The 16,948-nt window shown below is 53.7% G+C and carries 17 protein-coding genes; 7 read left to right on the forward strand and 10 right to left on the reverse strand.

Annotation, left to right across the window (positions count from 1 at the left end):
* Positions 1-2: 2 nt before the first annotated feature.
* Genes RHJ02_RS08335 through RHJ02_RS08350 form a run of 4 tightly spaced genes read right to left on the reverse strand, consistent with a single transcriptional unit; the run spans position 3 to position 3,880 of the window.
* Positions 3-737 carry an SDR family oxidoreductase gene (locus tag RHJ02_RS08335; RefSeq protein ID WP_310800118.1) on the reverse strand — a complete coding sequence of 245 codons (735 nt, stop codon included), beginning with the start codon at positions 735-737 and terminating at the stop codon, positions 3-5.
* Entirely contained in the window at positions 734-2,092 is a 1,359-nt protein-coding gene (locus RHJ02_RS08340) for an FAD-binding oxidoreductase (protein WP_310800119.1), read from the reverse strand. Before RHJ02_RS08340 ends, RHJ02_RS08335 begins: the two co-directional genes overlap by 4 nt.
* A complete protein-coding gene (locus RHJ02_RS08345; protein WP_310800120.1) occupies positions 2,070-2,477 on the reverse strand; it encodes a GtrA family protein in 408 nt (135 codons plus the stop codon). Before RHJ02_RS08345 ends, RHJ02_RS08340 begins: the two co-directional genes overlap by 23 nt.
* Positions 2,474-3,880 (reverse strand): UbiA family prenyltransferase, encoded by a 1,407-nt coding sequence (locus RHJ02_RS08350; protein WP_310800121.1) that lies wholly within the window; start codon positions 3,878-3,880, stop codon positions 2,474-2,476. The genes RHJ02_RS08345 and RHJ02_RS08350 overlap by 4 nt, the downstream gene beginning before the upstream one ends.
* Positions 3,881-4,119: 239 nt before the next feature.
* On the opposite strand from RHJ02_RS08350, the gene RHJ02_RS08355 reads away from it, so the two are divergent.
* The 5 genes from RHJ02_RS08355 to RHJ02_RS08375 are packed head-to-tail and all read left to right on the forward strand — an operon-like array spanning position 4,120 to position 7,389.
* A complete protein-coding gene (locus tag RHJ02_RS08355) occupies positions 4,120-5,079 on the forward strand; it encodes an SPFH domain-containing protein (protein WP_206199779.1) in 960 nt (319 codons plus the stop codon).
* 3 nt (positions 5,080-5,082) lie between these two features.
* Positions 5,083-5,352: a phosphoribosylformylglycinamidine synthase subunit PurS gene (gene purS, locus RHJ02_RS08360; RefSeq protein WP_206199780.1), complete on the forward strand. Its 270-nt coding sequence runs from the start codon at positions 5,083-5,085 to the stop codon at positions 5,350-5,352.
* A 5-nt stretch (positions 5,353-5,357) separates the two neighbouring features.
* Positions 5,358-5,963: a hypothetical protein gene (locus RHJ02_RS08365; protein ID WP_302676104.1), complete on the forward strand. Its 606-nt coding sequence runs from the start codon at positions 5,358-5,360 to the stop codon at positions 5,961-5,963.
* A complete protein-coding gene (gene purQ, locus RHJ02_RS08370; RefSeq protein WP_206199782.1) occupies positions 5,960-6,685 on the forward strand; it encodes a phosphoribosylformylglycinamidine synthase subunit PurQ in 726 nt (241 codons plus the stop codon). The genes RHJ02_RS08365 and purQ overlap by 4 nt, the downstream gene beginning before the upstream one ends.
* A gap of 23 nt (positions 6,686-6,708) precedes the next feature.
* Positions 6,709-7,389 (forward strand): C40 family peptidase, encoded by a 681-nt coding sequence (locus tag RHJ02_RS08375; RefSeq protein ID WP_315863409.1) that lies wholly within the window; start codon positions 6,709-6,711, stop codon positions 7,387-7,389.
* Here the strand turns inward: RHJ02_RS08375 and RHJ02_RS08380 are convergent.
* The 5 genes from RHJ02_RS08380 to RHJ02_RS08400 all read right to left on the reverse strand — a co-directional run bounded on the left by RHJ02_RS08380 (position 7,386) and on the right by RHJ02_RS08400 (position 15,145).
* Positions 7,386-8,549, reverse strand: a complete 1,164-nt coding sequence (locus tag RHJ02_RS08380; protein ID WP_206199783.1) for a GuaB3 family IMP dehydrogenase-related protein — start codon at positions 8,547-8,549, stop codon at positions 7,386-7,388. The genes RHJ02_RS08375 and RHJ02_RS08380 overlap by 4 nt on opposite strands.
* Before the next feature lie 112 nt (positions 8,550-8,661).
* Positions 8,662-9,561: a hypothetical protein gene (locus tag RHJ02_RS08385; protein ID WP_310800122.1), complete on the reverse strand. Its 900-nt coding sequence runs from the start codon at positions 9,559-9,561 to the stop codon at positions 8,662-8,664.
* Positions 9,562-9,705: 144 nt separating this feature from the next.
* Positions 9,706-11,889, reverse strand: a complete 2,184-nt coding sequence (glyS, locus tag RHJ02_RS08390; RefSeq protein ID WP_310800123.1) for a glycine--tRNA ligase subunit beta — start codon at positions 11,887-11,889, stop codon at positions 9,706-9,708.
* Between the two features lie 12 nt (positions 11,890-11,901).
* Positions 11,902-14,049, reverse strand: a complete 2,148-nt coding sequence (locus RHJ02_RS08395; protein ID WP_206199785.1) for a polyribonucleotide nucleotidyltransferase — start codon at positions 14,047-14,049, stop codon at positions 11,902-11,904.
* A gap of 70 nt (positions 14,050-14,119) precedes the next feature.
* Entirely contained in the window at positions 14,120-15,145 is a 1,026-nt protein-coding gene (locus RHJ02_RS08400; RefSeq protein WP_206199786.1) for a hypothetical protein, read from the reverse strand.
* Positions 15,146-15,346: 201 nt separating this feature from the next.
* Between RHJ02_RS08400 and RHJ02_RS08405 the strand changes: the two genes are divergently transcribed.
* Positions 15,347-15,736, forward strand: a complete 390-nt coding sequence (locus RHJ02_RS08405) for a hypothetical protein (RefSeq protein ID WP_310453677.1) — start codon at positions 15,347-15,349, stop codon at positions 15,734-15,736.
* Positions 15,737-15,769: 33 nt separating this feature from the next.
* Positions 15,770-16,666 carry a 2-carboxy-1,4-naphthoquinone phytyltransferase gene (gene menA, locus RHJ02_RS08410; protein ID WP_206199788.1) on the forward strand — a complete coding sequence of 299 codons (897 nt, stop codon included), beginning with the start codon at positions 15,770-15,772 and terminating at the stop codon, positions 16,664-16,666.
* Here the strand turns inward: menA and RHJ02_RS08415 are convergent.
* On the reverse strand, positions 16,654-16,920 hold the full coding sequence (locus tag RHJ02_RS08415) for a DUF5340 domain-containing protein (protein WP_206199789.1): 267 nt from the start codon (positions 16,918-16,920) through the stop codon (positions 16,654-16,656). The two genes, menA and RHJ02_RS08415, sit on opposite strands and share 13 nt — an antisense overlap.
* Positions 16,921-16,948: the final 28 nt, after the last annotated feature.

The raw sequence follows: 16,948 nt of genomic DNA on the forward strand, positions 1-16,948 counted from the left end.
GTTTACAGAGACAGTCGCTTAAACAAGGGTTCAGGAATCCAACGAATGATCACCATGATCCAGCGCCAAATGGGTCGCACATAGATCACATCTTTCTTTTTTTCTATGGCTGTGAAGATCGCATTGGCCACTTCCTGCGGCTGAGCAGTGAGTAGGGGGGGCAACTTCATGCCTTCGGTCATCCGTGTCCTCACATAGCCTGGCAAAACCGTTAAGACTCGAACCCCCGATTTGGCTAAGCGCTGCCGCAACCCCGACAAAAAGGCTGTAAACCCCGCCTTGGCAGAGCCATAGCAGTAATTCTTTGCCCGCCCCCGTTCCCCCGCCACAGAGGAAATCCCCACTAACGTCCCAAACCCCCGCTGCTCAAACACATTGGCAAAGAGACTCAAAACAACCGCTGGACCTTCATAATTGGTGCGCATCACTTCAAGGGTAAGGGATAAATCTTGCTCACATGCCTTTTGGTCTGGCATGAAGCCAACAACGCAGATCACGATCGCTGGTTGCTCCGGAAGTTTCTGGATAAAACTTGCATGGGTCTCCACCGCTAAAACATCAAATTCATGGACACTGACGGGCACGCCGTAGCGTATTTCCAAATCTGCTTTATCTGGCTCTAGGCGACCCACCTGCCGTGCCGCCAATTGAATTGGGTAGCCTTTAGCTGCAAAGCGGTGGGCGATCGCCCGCCCCATATCAGAAGTTGCCCCCAAAATCAGCACAGGCGCCCTCATAGATGTAACCTCTTCGACTGTTCCGACGCAAAGTTGACCTGCCACTGATGGGCATTCCTAACTTGAACAAACCTCTCTACCCGAGCATCGGACTGGCGCAGGCGCATCGGCGTTAAATGGCTATCCTTGGCAAGGTAAAAGCGACCCCCATAGTGTAGGGTGATCTCCTCCAGTTGATCCAAAACCTTGAGGGTGCGTTGCGACATCGGAAAGTCCAAGGCCAAGGTATAACCCGCCATGGGAAATGAAAAATAACCCTGTTGATCCCCCAACTTCTTCAAGACCGCCAGAAAGGATCCCGCTCCTGCAGCTGACGTGCAATGCAGTAAGGCCGATAAACCTTCACGGGCAGTGCTCAGGGGCAAGACACATTGGAACTGGACAAAACCGCGCCGCCCATAGATGCGATTCCATCCCAATAAGCTATCAAGGGGATAGAAGAAAGTATCCCAATCCACAAAGGACTGACCCGCTTTGCGTTGACTGTTGAGGAAATACAGTTGATTAAAGGCACGCACGGTCAATGAATTCAAGGCACCATTGGGAAAATCCACGGGAATCGAGAGTTTGCGTCGTTGCGGAGTCCGCAGTGGACTTTGGCGATATTTGACTGGCAACTCCTCCCGTGTGGCGTGTTCGCCCAGCATGAGCACAGACCGTCCTAACTGCGAACCAGTCGCCAGACAATCAATCCAAGCCACGGAGTAGGTCACGTCCTGAGCCGCCTCAAAGAGATCAATGACCTCGTCTAAATGCTTGGCGATGCGGGTGGTTTGGCGAATCCAAGCGGTTTCAATGGGGCGCAACCGAAAGGCTGCCCTGAGGATCACCCCCGTCAAGCCCATTCCCCCCACCGTCCAGTAAAACAAATCCTGATTTTCGGAAGGGGAGCAGCGATAAATTTGCCCCTCGCTGGTGAGGAGATCCAGCCAGTCCAAACTGTGAACAAAACTGCCCTCTTTGTGGTGATTCTTGCCATGAACATCAGCCGCAATCATGCCCCCCACGGTGACAAACTTTGTACCGGGGGTAATCAAGGGAAACCAACCGCGAGGCACAAAGATCTCTAAAATCTCCGCCAGCAGCACCCCCGCCTCAGCAATCAATTGACCCGTGTGCGGATTAAACCCCAATAGGCGATTGAAGTGGCGCATTTGCAGCGTTGCTTCGCTATTGAGGGCGCTATCGCCGTAGGCGCGGCCATTACCGCGGGCAATGAGCGACAAGCCACTGTTGAGCAGCTGCAGAATTTCGGATTCTGAGCGCGGACAATACACATGACAGGTCTGCACAGGATAACGTCCCCAGCCGCAGAGCGGTTGTAGATAGCTCCTATGGGTGATGGGAAAAGACATATCGTTTATCTAAGTGATACTTGACCACGTAGCCAATGGCTAGACCAATAATGGCGCCAATTTCGCGCATGAAATGGCTTTGCCAAATCAACCAAAATACAGTTTCAAATCCCCAAAAGATGGTCGTTGTGAAAATCCCCATCGAAGCATACAGACTAAATTGACGGCTATAGTGATGCGCACCCTTTTTATGATCAAAAAAAATCCAGCGCTTATCCAGATAGTATTTCACTACCAAACCCACGAGGGTACCCACCGCCACTGCGGTTATAAAATAAGGGAAACTATTATCAATGAGTAATATCATCCTTTGAAAAAATAAATTCATAAAGGTGGCAATAACCGCAAAAACTGTATAGCGAATAATCAGAGTTTGCAAACTCATAGAATCCCACCAATTATAAAGAGAAATAGGCAGATCAAGAAGCAGAGTTGACTTGGGCGATCTTTAATTGCATAAACAATTGGATCATCGTGCATCAAACCCCGATGGGTAATCATAATGGTTCTTGTAATCCAGTATAGAAGCACACAGCAAATGCCCCAGAGCACCTGTGGTCTTGTGTAAAGAAGCTGCACTTGGGGAGAGTTGATATAGAGCGCCAGCACCAAAATTGAGACATAACCCGCCCCAATGGCCATCATGCTAATAATCGGCAAATCGTCAATGTGGTAGCCCCGACCACTGGCCTTGAGTTGTTTGCGGTGACGATGATCCACCAGTTCTGCTTGCCGCTTGACTGTTGCTAGGCAAAAGAAGAAAAAGATGGAGAAGGCCAAAAGCCAGACACTGAGGGAAATTCCTGTGGCAACCGCACCCGCAAAGATGCGAATGGTGTAAAGACCAGCCAGCGTGCAAATGTCAATAATAATCCGTCGCTTTAGGTAAAAGGAGTAGGCAGTTGTGAGACCATAATAGGCCAGCAGAATGCCCAGAAATGGCCAACTAATGGTGGTGGCGATCGCCATTCCCAGTCCTAAAAGCACCAAAATCATCCAAATGCCATGACAGAGGGGAAGATCGCCAGCAGCAAAGGGACGATGACGCTTCCGAGGATGGGCGCGATCGACCTGCAAATCCAAAAGATCATTTAAGACATAGACACTGGACGCCGTCAGACTAAAAGCAGCCGCTGCCACGAGCGAAATCCAAAAGGTTGGTAAATCAAATTGATGTGCCGCTAGCATTGGCACAAAGACCAAACTATTTTTCACCCATTGATGGGGGCGGATTTCTTTCAGGTAGGGTTGAATGCTTCGTTTTGCGGTACCTAGATGTTCAACACTAGGATTAACTTGCTCTACTTTCTTGCGCAGCCGAGGTGAGGCATTGACGGTAATTGCTTTGGCCGCAACTGCCCACACAGGCAAATCAGCCTCAGAATCCCCCATGTAGATAAAATTTTTCTCACCAAAACGCTCTACGATAAACCTTGCTTTATTTCCTCCCTTCAAATTAACTTGGCCATCAGAACCATAAACCTCATCAAAAAGCCCTAAATAGGCAGCAATCTTATCAGCAATGAGTTGATCAGTGGCAGTGACGAGAGCAACCTTACCCCCCTTTGCTTTCCAAGCTTGGATATACTGAATAACCTCCGAGTTATAGGGCAGTGCTGTAACATCTATTTCAGAGAGTTTAGCTAATTTTCTTTTGATTTGGGCGCGATGAAAGCTTCTTATTTGAAAGAATATAACTAGAGACTGAGCCAAAGAAGAACAGATTAATTCCAGCAAAATATCCGTCCTCAGCAGTGTATTGTCTAGATCGATAAGAAGATAAACCATCTTTTACCGTTTAAGACTTGCGCTATGTTCTTGGTCAGCTTAAAGTAAGCTACCGCTTAACCCATTTTTTTCCATGAGCTGCATGAGGGTATTAACCGAAATCCTTGCTCCATGGTGCCAGAATCAGCACTCCTAGGTCAGCTAAAGGCGAGTAACAGATTATGAATTAGTCGCTGCTGTAGCCCAACCTAGGCTGCCAGATACTAGAGTAGTAGTGAACTGATTCGGGAACGGAAACTATGGGTGAACTCTTTGGCCTGCTGTTTCTACTGGGGTTTGGAGGCTGGGGTATCGCTAACTCTGTGCGCATTGTCAATCAGGGCAATATGGCCTTGGTGGAGCGGTTAGGCAGCTATAGCCGTCGCTTGGAACCGGGGCTAAATTTTACAGTGCCGCTCCTTGATCGCGTGGTCTTTGAGCAAACGATTCGGGAAAAGGTCTTAGATATTCCGCCGCAGCAGTGTATCACCCGTGACAATGTGACGATTACGGTGGATGCCGTTGTCTATTGGCGGATTATTGATATGGAGCGCGCCTACTACAAGGTGGAAAACCTGACGATGGCAATGGTGAATCTGGTGCAAACGCAGATTCGAGCAGAAATGGGGAAGCTAGAGCTGGATGAAACCTTTACCGCCCGCACTCAGGTGAACGAGAATCTCCTGCGGGATCTGGATATTGCCACCGATCCTTGGGGGGTGAAGGTGACCCGTGTGGAACTGCGGGATATTGCCCCCTCGAAGGCGGTTCAAGACTCGATGGAACTGCAAATGTCCGCTGAGCGCAAAAAACGCGCTGCGATTCTCACCTCTGAAGGGGAACGGGAAGCAGCGATCAACTCGGCTCGAGGTAAAGCGGAAGCTCAAGTGTTAGCCGCCGAGGCCGAACAAAAAGCCGCTATTCTGGCAGCGGAAGCAGAACAAAAAGTGGTGGTGTTGCGTGCCCAAGCGGAGCGCCAAGATCAGATTTTGCGTGCCCAAGGAACTGCAGAAGCAATGAAGATTATTGCCGCAGCACTGCGTGAAGATCCGAAGGCGAAGGAAGCGCTCCAGTTTCTCCTTGCTCAGGGCTATTTAGATATGGGACGCACCATTGGCCATAGTGATAGCAGTAAAGTACTATTTATGGATCCCAGCAGTATCCCGGCAACGATTGAGGGTGTGAAGTCCCTGATCGAGCAGTCCCCCCGCGAGGTATAGTCCATGGCACAATTTCAGGCACAGGTTTTTGTTACGCTGCGACCATCGGTGTTAGATCCCGCAGGCGTCGCGGTACAGGCGGGGATTCATCATCTCGGCTATACGAATGTACAATCGGTGCGCATTGGCAAACTGGTGGAACTCACCCTAGAGGCCAGCGATCGCGCCACTGCCGAGGCACAACTCACCCACATTGCCGATCAACTGTTGGCCAACCCCGTGATTGAAACCTTTCGCATTGAATTGCAGGAGCTGGCAACTGCGGCAGGATAGGCACGATGTTCAACTGGTGGGATGATCTATTAGCCAGTATCGAGGCGGGCATCAAGGCCGGGATTGAATCGGGATTACAGTCCTTGGCGGAGACCCTTGCTCCCTTGCTTCAGGTACCGGAACCTGCAGCCCCGTTCCAACGCATTGCCCTTTTTCGGGCGGGTGTCGATCAACCCATTGCTGGCTCTGGTCTCAGGGTTGAAGGCGCCGCTTGGTATCTGGAGTCCCACTGGCCGCAAACGATTCCTCTCTTTGAACTGCCGGAAGCCCACCTGTGGTTGGAAGTGCCTTCTGCCCAAGGGGGAGATCAGTTGCTCCTGTGTCGCGCCCTAGTGAAAACCGGGATGCTGCCTGAGGGAGGGCAACTGGTTCTCAGCCGCAGTCAACCCTTTGGTTGGACATTTTCGCGCACGGTTTCCCTCGTGGGCGATCGCGATTGGCATCTGTGCGAAGTGCCTTTTCACCTGAAACCAGAACCCCAGACCCCCGGCTTGATTAAAATTGGGGTGGAATTCATGGGACGCGGTGTGGTCTGGCTACGGGATATTGAGCTACTCCATGCCCCTGCCAAGTTAAAGCCGATTACTGACGTGATGGATGGATTGCTGTGAGTCATGCCCTAAACGTGGGGATTGTGGTTTTTCCCGGATCCAATTGCGATCGCGATGTGGCCTACGTCACGAGTGAGATTCTCCAATGGCCAACGCAACTGCTGTGGCACGAAGAGACCCATCTGAGTGACTATGATTTGATTGTGCTACCGGGGGGCTTCAGTTTTGGTGATTATTTGCGCTGTGGGGCGATCGCCCGCTTCTCACCAATTATGTCCGCCGTCAAAGACCATGCCGCCGCTGGCAAATGGGTGCTGGGCATTTGTAATGGGTTTCAAATCCTGACCGAGGCCAAACTGCTCCCCGGTGCTCTAGTGCGCAATCGGGACTTGCATTTTATTTGCGATCGCGTGTATTTGCGCCTAGAAGCCAAGGAACGCCCGTGGCTACAGGCCTATGGCGATAAAACGGTGATTCGCTTGCCCATTGCCCACGGTGAGGGCTGCTACTACGCCGATGCCGCCACCCTCGCTGAACTGGAAGCCAACCGCCAAGTCCTCTTTCGCTATGCCGATGCCCAAGGGAATGTCACCCCTGAGAGTAATCCCAATGGTTCGCTCAACAATATCGCGGGTATTTGCAATGCTGCTGGCAATGTGTTAGGAATGATGCCCCACCCTGAGCGCGCCGCTGACCCCGCCTTGAGCCACTCCCCCAGTGATCACACGTTGGATGGCCTGCAATTGTTCAAATCGCTTTTGATGGCTGCGGCTGAGGTTTAGAGGTGTTTTCGTCTTTGGAGGCGATGCAACTTCATCAACTGACGGCAACCGTCAACCTCTATGATGCCCCCACGGGCGATCGCTTGGCGACCCAAGGGGCAGCAGGACGCTTGCTCTGGGCACCTGCTTTGGGGGCTGAACGTACCTACGTGCAACTTGCTGAGGATGAATACTGGGGCTGGCTGGATCCACAGGATTACCGCCATCTCACACCCGCCACTCAGTCCTATCAACCCATTGCCCGCGATCGCGCCTACATCGAGGCTGTCCTTGAAGAGGTGATTGCCTTTTGCTGCGCGGCACAGCAGGTTCCCCATGAATATCTCTGGGGCGGAACCGTTGCTCCCAACTACGACTGTTCTGGCTTGATACAGGCCAGTTTTGCCAGTCAAGGCATTTGGCTGCCCCGTGATGCTTATCAGCAGGAGGCCTTTGCCACGCCCCTAGGGAGCAACTCCATTGAGGAAACCTTACCCCAGCTTCAGCGGGGTGATCTGGTGTTTTTCGGTACGCGTGAAAAGGCGACCCATGTGGGTCTCTATCTGGGGCAGGGACAGTATATCCATAGCTCTGGCAAAGAATATGGCCGCAATGGCATTGGCATTGATACCCTCTACCCCAGTGAAGATACCGTCAGCATCGCCTATCAGCAGCAGTTTCGCGGCGGTGGCCGCATTGACTATAGCTATCTGCCCCTAGGCTAGCGACCCATGCCCAGTTTTTGCGCTTTTTGATAGACCTTGCCTTCCGTGAGCAGGGAAGGAGCAATGACAATCTCCACCTGCTGCATTTCCCGCAGATCCTTGGCGCCAAGGGTGCCCATACTGGTTTGCAATGCCCCAAGAAAGTTGTGGGTACCATCATCCAACTGAGCCGGTCCCCGCAGAATCTGCTCAAGGGTGCCAGTGGTGCCGACATGAATGCGCGTCCCCCGAGGCAGCACCGGACTAGGCGTGGCCATCCCCCAGTGATAACCGCGACCGGGGGCTTCTTTGGCACGGGCAAAGGGGGATCCCATCATCACCGCATCTGCGCCGCAGGCAATACACTTGCAGACATCGCCACCCGTGACAAGGCCCCCATCGGCAATCACAGGCACATAGCGTTGCGTCTCTTCAAAATAGGCATCCCGTGCCGCTGCACAGTCAGCGATCGCCGTGACCTGAGGCACCCCCACCCCAAGCACGCCCCGGGAAGTACAGGCTGCCCCCGGCCCAATCCCCACCAGAATCGCTGCTGCACCACAGTGCATGAGACTGAGGGCCACCTCATAGGTGACGCAATTCCCCAAAATGACGGGCATTGGCATCCGTTCACAAAAAGCAGCAAGATCGAGTGGTTCTGTCCCCTCAGGGGCAAGGTGAGCCGGTGAGACGACCGTGGCTTGGACAAAGAGCAAATCGGCCCCCGCCGCTGCCACAACATCGCCAAAACGACTAGCCCCCGCTGGGGTTAAACTGACGGCAGCAATCCCCCCTTGGGATTTGATTTCTTGAATGCGTTTTTCAATGAGGTGGGGCTGAATCGGCTGGGCATACAACTGCTGCATCAGGGGCACAAATTCATCAACACTGACGCTGGCAATGCGTTCGAGAATCGGTGCTGGATCTTCGTAGCGGGTTTGAATCCCCTCAAGGTTGAGGACGCCCAGTGCCCCCATTTGGCTGAGTTTGACGGCCATCGTAACATCCACGACCCCATCCATGGCACTGGCAATAATCGGAATTTCCCGTTCAATGGAACCAAGGCGCCAGCGGGTATCGGCCAGCTGGGGATCAAGAGTGCGGTTGCCGGGGACAAGGGCAATTTCATCAATACCGTAGGCGCGACGGGCGGTGCGATGTCCCCCTAGTTGAATCGTCATGGTGTTCCTCGCAGTAGGTGGGCTAAAGGATCAAGTACGGTGTCTAAGTTGTTGTTGACAGTGCAACAAATTTACAAAAATTTACAACACTTCGACAAGCCATGCCTTGGCGCTAGTTCAATGGGGGATTGGGCGATCGCCGAACCGGGCGAAAGGGGGTCGGACGCGGCGATATGGTCGATGAACCGGGACGCTGAGGGCGCTGGGGACGGGCTGGCCGTGCCTTGGCTTTCTTGGGCTTCTTGATTTTGCGGGGGGGCAAAATACCCACCGTGGCTGCCTCCTGAACCACTAGACTTGTGCCCTGTCGCTGTACCTGAAAGTCCCAAAAGTATCCGGGTGACTTCATAGGCACGGTTCCTGTTAGTTTCAGTTTGAAAGCTTTGGGTTTCTCGCCCCGCCGACGCGGCAACTGTTGAATTTTAACGACGACAAAGTTCTTTTCTTGGGAGTTGAAGATCACTTCTCCGCGTACAGAAAAGTAGCCGTCACTGACGCCGGGATCCGCTGCTGTGGCATTGGCCTGTTGCAGGCGCTCCGGCTCCCATACGCCCACAATTTGCAGGTGCAGCTTCACCGCTTCTTTGTCAACGTCGCGGGTGCGGGGATAGACCACCCAGAGGTGGGGTTCATTCAGGTCGAGATATTTTTTAATCAGGTTCATCACCTGCCCCAAGAGGACGGTTTCAATTTCCACGCCATCCTCGGTCATCATCACCCCGCGGTTGAACTCCTCCTCCGAAGCGGGTACATAGCGACCGCGCACAACCCCGATCGCCCGATATTGCATCCGTTCACTGGGGGGTGGGATCGGCTGGGGACGGGAAGGAAGATCTTCTTGCTCAGAAATCGCTTCTTCAGGAGCAGTATTGACCTTGGGCGGTGAGCTACCCGCTGCCGCAACACCGAGAATTTCTGGGCGAGATTTGGTTTCTAACTCAGGGGAAGGCGTTGGCGGAGTCGCTGGGGTCTTCTTGGCGCGGGGGCGCTTGGCCGGGGGTTCAGCAGTCATGGCAATTCTCGCAAACAGTCTAAACACCAATTGAGCGCCTGCTCAGATGAACAGGCCACGGCAATTCTCAATTGGGGTACTCTCAATTATGCGTTGCCGCTGTGAGCTAAGCAACACTTTTGTTCCTGCCAAAAGTTGTGAGAACTATGAGCTGGATGCAACGCTCTCGATTTGGACGATCGCCCCAAAATCGCCAATAATTGCCGCACAATTGCGCAATAGACCAAGGAGCGCTAAGCGATTGGCACGTACCGTTGCATCCTCTGCCATCACCAGTACACTTTCCTCGCCATCGAAGAAGCGACTAACAATCGGAGCCAAGGAGGCTAGGGCACGAACAATCTCGCCATAGGCGCGCTGCACTTGAGCTTGCTGGACGGTGGGCAAGATGTCCTTGAGGGCGGCATAGAATTCCTTTTCAATGGGGGCTGCGAGGTGCTTGGCCTTGACGGCACGGATATTCAGGCAGTCTGTCCCTAGGGTGCCTTGGCGTGCCAAGCGAGTTGCCCGGTTTACCGTGGGGTAAATCGTCATCAGTTCACCAGATTGGCGCAGTTTTTGGAGAAATTGGGCGCGATCGCGGGCATCCACCACATCCCTGAGGGCACGCGTCTGCAACTCCGGCTGATCCTCTGGAATGACGGCATTCACCAAGTCATACTCAATGCCAAGATCTTCTTGCAGTAAGGTTCGCAGCCGTTGGCTAAAAAACTGCCGCAGTTGCTGCTCTAAGTCAGCGGCACTGAGCTTGGCGGCAAATTGGCGACAAAAGGCTTGGGCAGACTCCTGTAGCAGAGCGAGGAAATCCAAGTGATGTTCCCCCTGCCAGAGAATGGTGATCACGGCATTGGCTGCCCGCCGTAGGGCAAAGGGGTCTGATGACCCCGTGGGACACAGGCCGATACCAAAAAGGCAGACAAGAGTATCCAAGCGATCGGCGAGTCCCACCACCTGACCCGTGAGACTTTGGGGCGGGCGATCGCCGGCAAAACGCGGCAGGTAATGTTCAAAAATCCCCGTGGCCACCGCTGGCGCTTCCCCGGAGACCGTGGCATACACTTGCCCCATGTAGCCTTGGAGTTCCGGAAATTCCCCTACCATCTGCGTCACTAGATCCGCTTTGCACAGGCAGGCCGTGCGTTCAATGGCAGCAACGTCCGCAGCCGCACAATTTAAGGCGGTGGCAATTTGACGAGCCAGTGTGGTTAGCCGCTCCACTTTGTCGGCCATGGATCCCAATTCATCTTGGAAGGTAACCGTGGCTAGTTTGTCACGATAGTGCTCTAGGGGCTGTGCCGTATCCGCCTTGTAGAAGAACTCGGCATCCGCTAGGCGAGCACGAATCACCCGCTCATTCCCAGCACGAATCAAGGGGGTGGCCGCCGGGTCGCCATTGCTAATCGTGATGAATACAGGGAGCAGCGCTTGGCGAGTGGCATCGGTGTACACGGGAAAATACCGCTGATGGGACACCAATACGGTGGTAATCACCTCAAGGGGCAGGGCAAGAAACCGCGCTTCAAAACTTCCCAAAACCGCCGTTGGCCATTCCACGAGGTGGGTGACTTCCTCCAAAAGGGGCACCTCTAAATCCACCCATCCCCCCGCTTCCGCAGCAAGGGCAGCAATTTGCTCGCGAATCCGTTGCTGGCGAACCTCTGGATCTACCAAGACTCCCGCCGTTTCAAGGGCAGCTTCATAGTCTTGGGCATGCTTGAGGACAATAGCCCCTTGAGAAAGGACGCGATGGCCATAGGTGGTGCGATCGCTGGCAATGCGCACGGAATGGCTCTCCAAGACCAAGGGCAGTACCTGCTCATCCCACAGCAGCACTAACCACCGAATGGGACGCGAAAACCGCAAATCCCCATCCCCCCAGCGCATGAAGCGGGCACCCTCAAGGGCGGCAATCCACTGTGGTGCCAACTCGGTCAATCGTTGGGACGTCGGTTGGCCGGGGCGAACTTGCTTGAGATAGACTACCTCTCCTTTTTCCGTGGGACGGATTTCAATTTCCTCAAGACGACCTTGGCGCGATCGCAAGAACCCCAATAGGGCAGGGGTAGGTTCCCCCTCGCGAAAGGCCACGCTGGCCGCTGGCCCTTTGATTTCAATTGCTTGATCGGGTTGCTGGGGCGGTAACCCCTCAATCAGTACCGCTAAGCGGCGCGGGGTTGCCCAGACTTTGACTTCCCCCTCCAGTCCCTGTTCCTTGAGGGTTTGGGGAATCAGGGTGTGCCACTGGCGCAGGGCACTACTGACAAAGCGGGCGGGGAGATCCTCGGTTCCCACCTCCAAGAGGAACGTATGCGGTGATGACTTGGGCATGGTGACCATGGGCTAGATAACGGAGCTACTGCGGGCGGCTTCGGCCTCGTCGGGATGAATACCAAGGCGGGTCAAGTTAATGCGACCTTTGCTGTCCACCTCACGGATTTTGACGACAATTTCATCGCCAATTTTCACTTCGTCCTCGACTTTGCCAACGCGATATTCCGCCAACTGGGAAATGTGGATCATCCCCTCCTTGCCGGGGAGAAACTCGACAAAAGCGCCAATGGGAATAATCCGCGTCACCTTGCCCAGATAGACATCACCGGCGTTGAGCTTTCGCGTCAGACCCTCAATGGCCGCCCGTGCTTGCTTGGCGTTGGTTTCATTGGGGGCAGTAATGGTGACCAGCCCTTCTTCACTAATATCCACCTTGACGTTGTATTGCTCGCAGATACCGCGCACGGTTTTACCACCGGGACCAATGACAAGGCCAATCATATCGGGGGGAATTTGCAACGTCAGCAGCCGTGGCGCACTGGGGGGCAGTTGTGGACGGGGTTTGTCCAGCACCGCCAGCATTTTCTCAAGGATATGGAGCCGTGCCGGACGTGCCTGTTCGATCGCCTGCTTGATCACGGCAACGGGCAAGCCAGTAATTTTCATATCCATTTGCAGAGCGGTAATACCGCTATCGGTGCCGGCTACCTTGAAGTCCATGTCGCCAAGGAAGTCTTCAATCCCCTGAATGTCGGTGAGGATGCGCACCTCATTGCCCTCCTTGATCAGCCCCATGGCCGCCCCACTGACGGGTTTACGGATCGGTACCCCGGCATCCATCAAGGAGAGGGTGGAACCACAAACGGATCCCATGGAGGTAGAACCATCGGAAGAGAGCACCTCCGACACGACGCGAATCACATAGGGAAACTCCTCTTTGGGAGGAATGACCGGTTCGAGGGCACGCTCGGCGAGGGCACCATGGCCAATTTCCCGCCGCCCGGGCGATCGCAGGGGTTTGACTTCACCCACAGAGTAGGGGGGAAAGTTGTAGTGGTGCAGATAACGTTTGCTGTCCTCGGGATGCAGATCATCAAGGGCTTGGGCATCGGCAGGAGAACCGAGGGTGGTCACAGACATCACCTGCGTCAAGCCGCGATTAAAGAGGGCACTACCATGAACCCGCTCTGGCAGAACCCCCACCTCACACCAAATGGGACGCACTTCATCGAGACGGCGGCCATCCACTCGCACCCCTTCTTCAATAATTTGCTGCCGCATGAGTTTTTTCGTCACGGCCTTAAAGAGGGTAGGCAGGGCTTTCGGGTTTTCCGCTGCCGCCACTGCGACCGGGTGATCCGCTGGCAGGGCAGCAATTTCTTGGGCGATCGCCCCTTGCACCTCATCGAGGGCAGCATCGCGAACATTTTTGTCCTTTTCAAAGCGTTTGAGAATGGCTTTGACCGGTTCAACAGCGCGATCGTAGATGAAGTTTTCCAAGGTGGGGTCGATCGCCGGCGGTTCCGCGTGGACAATGTCAATGCCCAATTCCTTGAGGAGATCCCGCTGCGCTTGAATCAGGTCTTGGATCACCTCATAGCCAAAGTCAATAGCTTCAATCATGTCGGCTTCGGGCAGCTCATTGGCACCGGCCTCCACCATCACCACGCCATCGGGAGAGCCGGCCACGACCAGATCTAAGCCACCGCGCTCAATTTCTTTGTAGGTGGGGTTGATAATAAACTCATCCCCCACAAGGCCCACCCGCACTGCTGCCATTGGACCATTAAAGGGAATTTGCGCCAAAAGAACAGCGATCGAGGCTCCCGTTACCGCCAATACATCGGGGGGAACATTTTCATCCAAGGAAACCGTCGTGGCTACTACTTGCAGATCATCGCGCAACCATTGGGGAAAGAGGGGGCGCAGCGGCCGGTCAATCAGGCGACCAATGAGAATCGCTTTTTCGGGGGGGCGACCCTCACGCCGTAAAAAACCGCCGGGAATCCGCCCAGCGGCATAGAGGCGCTCTTCGTAATCCACCACAAGGGGTAAAAAATCAATGCCTTCGCGAGCGGCGGCACGATTCGCCGTCACGAGTACAGCCGTTTCTCCCGAACTAATGAGAATGGAACCGGCAGCTTGGGGGGCAAATTTTTGCAATACCACCTTAATATCCCGCCCATCTAGGGGGATAATCTTTTCTAGACCCTTCATTGGCGTTCTATTTTTTCCTTCTTCCTATTTCTTTCTCTCTACTAGGATAGCCGCTTCTGCCACTCATCCGCTAAAGTTCAAGGATCAGCCGTGTGCCCCCAAGGACGGCAAGACTGGGGGTCGCTGTCCAGCTTTGGGTTAATAAAATTTGTATCAGTTCTGCCGATCGCCGGCTGCTGGGGCTATCCTGTAACCCCAAATAGAAACTGGCAGAGTGGTGGCTATCTTGACCGAGCACTTTCAACAGATCATCAGCGTAGTGAATGGCTTTTTCCATCTGGGTTTGCAAGTTAGTCCACAGATCGACATTGCGAAGATTGCTCAGGGTTTCGGCCACCACATCTTGACGGTGTTGAATTAGGATGGTTCGCGGCTGTAGCTCTGGCGGTAAATCCGCAAAGAAAATGGCCGGGCCATAGCCAATGAGATGAACCATCTCCATCCATTTCGTTTGTGGCAGCAGCAATTGGTGGACAATGTGGCAGGCAAGGGCAGTAATAATTAACCCTTGACTATGGGCGACAAGGTACAATTCGGCTCCCGCTTGTAACCCCTTGACGATTTCATAGGCCAACCGCAGGGTGGGACGCGGCGCGCCGGCTGGAAAGGCACCGTAGAGATACTGGACAAAATCCCCCCAGCCTAATTTTTGTAGGAACGAGAGGTCAAGGAGTTTCGTTAAGTCAGCGGTGCTATTGATATCGAGGGGGCGCTGTTGCAGTTGGCTCGGTTGGGCGATCGCTAGAATATCGGCATCATCGGCAAGGTCTTTGCTCACCAGTTGGCTAAGGAGTTTGGCATACTCATAGCGGCGATCTTTGCTGGGGTCTGGGGCTGGGGTCTGGAGCCAAAAACGGTAGAGTTCTGCCTTACCGAGGAAACTTTCCAAGAGATCCGCTTGGAAGCCATGGGTCTGATTGTGAATGCCCCGAATTTCTAAAGGATAAGTCGCTGTGAGTTCGGCAAGGCGGTTCAAATCCCGCCGTTGCTTGGCAGCATCGCTCCCTATCCCATTCACATGGAGTAAACGCCGCCGTAGGGGGACGCTCAGGGGGTTGCCGGGCAAAATAATCGTACCGTCTAGGGGAGAGGTCATAGGGAATTTGGAAAGTCTAATGAGAGAATTTGGTGAAACGCAATAAAAGGCGGCTAAATTGTGATCATCGTCACAGTCATTCTATCGGGGGATGGGTCATACTAAATAGTGACTCAGTACTATCCGAGTCATCAACAGGGAACACACAACGAGCCGACAGACTGTAGGTAAGTTTGTCGGTTTTTTTTTAGAATTTCAGGCATGCCCCACAAAAAGATCACGGTTCGTTTAGATGCTGAACTCTATGGCCAACTCCAACGCTGGCAAGTCCAGCAGGGATGCGGTTCCCTTAGTAAGGCAATTCGTAAAATTTTGCAACAATCTCTTCAGCCGACGGAGATGGCCTGTCCCACAGTTTTGCAGCGACTGAGTGCCCTAGAACGGCAAGTGGCCGCCCTTGAACGCCGACTGTGTCCGCCTCAACCCACTATCGAAACGCTGACGATCGCGGAGCTAGAGCGGCTGACTCGCCCACAACTGGTGGCCTTAGCGCGGGACTTGGGCATCTATAGCTATAAGCTGAATAATCCAGCGTTGCGGCAGGCCATTTGGGCAGCGAAACAAGCGATCTATGGACAGGAGCGGCAATGATATGCTGACGAAGGTGACTCAAGTATGGGTGAGATGGCTAGTCCGTCAGAATCGATAGATCGCTCCCGTTTGTGGTGGGCGGCGATTAAACTGCCCATGTACAGTGTGGCAGTGATGCCCATTTGGTTGGGCACGGCGGTGGCGATCGCCGAAACGGGAAGGGTGCACTGGTGGCCTTTTGGGTTGTTTCTGACAGCGGCAGTGCTGATTTTGGTTTGGCTGAATCTCAGTAATGATGTGTTTGATGCCGAAACGGGGATCGATCGCCACAAGTACCATTCAGTCGTCAATCTCACGGGCAAAAAGCAACTCATCTTCTGGCTGAGCAACCTCTGCTTACTCTTGGGGCTACTGGGGATTGCGGCCATTAGTTGGTTGCAACAGGATGCAACGGTTTTAGGGTTGGTATTGCTCTGCTGTGCCCTAGGCTATAGCTACCAAGGCCCGCCCTTTCGTTTGGGCTATTTGGGCTTGGGGGAGCCGATTTGTTTTATCTGCTTTGGACCTTTGGCGATCGCTGCTGCCTACTATAGCCAAGTGCAAACCTTTAGCCCTAGTATTTGGCCAGTGGCTATCCTCAATGGTCTGACGACAACACTGATTCTTTTTTGCTCCCACTTTCACCAAGTGGCCGATGATCTAGCCGCTGGCAAACGTTCGCCGGTCGTGCGCTTAGGGACAGCTCGCAGTGCTCAACTGGTCTATGGTGCCTGTGGTCTTTTTTATGGGGTGTTGCTGGCCAGTGTCGCATGGGGAATCCTGCCATGGCCAACACTGCTGGCTTTGAGTTCACTGCCTTGGGCGATTTATTTGTGCCAGCGGATGGCGCAATTTCACAGTGTCCCTGAGCAGATCAAGAACTCGAAATTTATTGCGGTGCAACTGCATTTTTGGAGTAGCTTGCTCTTGGGATTGGGTTACTTGCTCTGAGCTGGGGGGCGATCGCGATTCAGCGACCATTGGTACTCCACACTGCCGCCTCTCAATTGCCATTCCTCTTCAAACTGCTTTTGCAGCCGCAGGGCTTTGCGCAGATGAATGACCGCACTATGGAGTTGCTGGTAACCACTGGAGTGGGGAGGGAGGGCGGGCAACGAGACCTGTTCCAAAATTTGCAGCGCTAACTCGTAATGGATGTGGGCAGGAACAGGAATCTCATCTGAGGGGGCAGAAGAAAGAGTCACCGGGGCAGACACCTCCAAGGAACAACTA

It is taken from the genome of Thermosynechococcus sp. TG215 (assembly GCF_031583455.1).
In the GTDB taxonomy this organism is placed as follows: Bacteria; Cyanobacteriota; Cyanobacteriia; order Thermosynechococcales; family Thermosynechococcaceae; genus Thermosynechococcus.

Excerpts from the sequence above, each read along its gene's own strand:
- RHJ02_RS08335 (WP_310800118.1), bottom strand. The coding sequence starts at position 737 with ATGAGGGCGCCTGTGCTGATTTTGGGGGCAACTTCTGATATGGGGCGG.
- RHJ02_RS08340 (WP_310800119.1), bottom strand. The coding sequence starts at position 2,092 with ATGTCTTTTCCCATCACCCATAGGAGCTATCTACAACCGCTCTGCGGC.
- RHJ02_RS08345 (WP_310800120.1), bottom strand. The coding sequence starts at position 2,477 with ATGAGTTTGCAAACTCTGATTATTCGCTATACAGTTTTTGCGGTTATT.
- RHJ02_RS08350 (WP_310800121.1), bottom strand. The coding sequence starts at position 3,880 with ATGGTTTATCTTCTTATCGATCTAGACAATACACTGCTGAGGACGGAT.
- RHJ02_RS08355 (WP_206199779.1), top strand. The coding sequence starts at position 4,120 with ATGGGTGAACTCTTTGGCCTGCTGTTTCTACTGGGGTTTGGAGGCTGG.
- purS (WP_206199780.1), top strand. The coding sequence starts at position 5,083 with ATGGCACAATTTCAGGCACAGGTTTTTGTTACGCTGCGACCATCGGTG.
- RHJ02_RS08365 (WP_302676104.1), top strand. The coding sequence starts at position 5,358 with ATGTTCAACTGGTGGGATGATCTATTAGCCAGTATCGAGGCGGGCATC.
- RHJ02_RS08375 (WP_315863409.1), top strand. The coding sequence starts at position 6,709 with ATGCAACTTCATCAACTGACGGCAACCGTCAACCTCTATGATGCCCCC.
- RHJ02_RS08380 (WP_206199783.1), bottom strand. The coding sequence starts at position 8,549 with ATGACGATTCAACTAGGGGGACATCGCACCGCCCGTCGCGCCTACGGT.
- RHJ02_RS08385 (WP_310800122.1), bottom strand. The coding sequence starts at position 9,561 with ATGACTGCTGAACCCCCGGCCAAGCGCCCCCGCGCCAAGAAGACCCCA.
- glyS (WP_310800123.1), bottom strand. The coding sequence starts at position 11,889 with ATGCCCAAGTCATCACCGCATACGTTCCTCTTGGAGGTGGGAACCGAG.
- RHJ02_RS08395 (WP_206199785.1), bottom strand. The coding sequence starts at position 14,049 with ATGAAGGGTCTAGAAAAGATTATCCCCCTAGATGGGCGGGATATTAAG.
- RHJ02_RS08400 (WP_206199786.1), bottom strand. The coding sequence starts at position 15,145 with ATGACCTCTCCCCTAGACGGTACGATTATTTTGCCCGGCAACCCCCTG.
- RHJ02_RS08405 (WP_310453677.1), top strand. The coding sequence starts at position 15,347 with ATGCCCCACAAAAAGATCACGGTTCGTTTAGATGCTGAACTCTATGGC.
- menA (WP_206199788.1), top strand. The coding sequence starts at position 15,770 with ATGGCTAGTCCGTCAGAATCGATAGATCGCTCCCGTTTGTGGTGGGCG.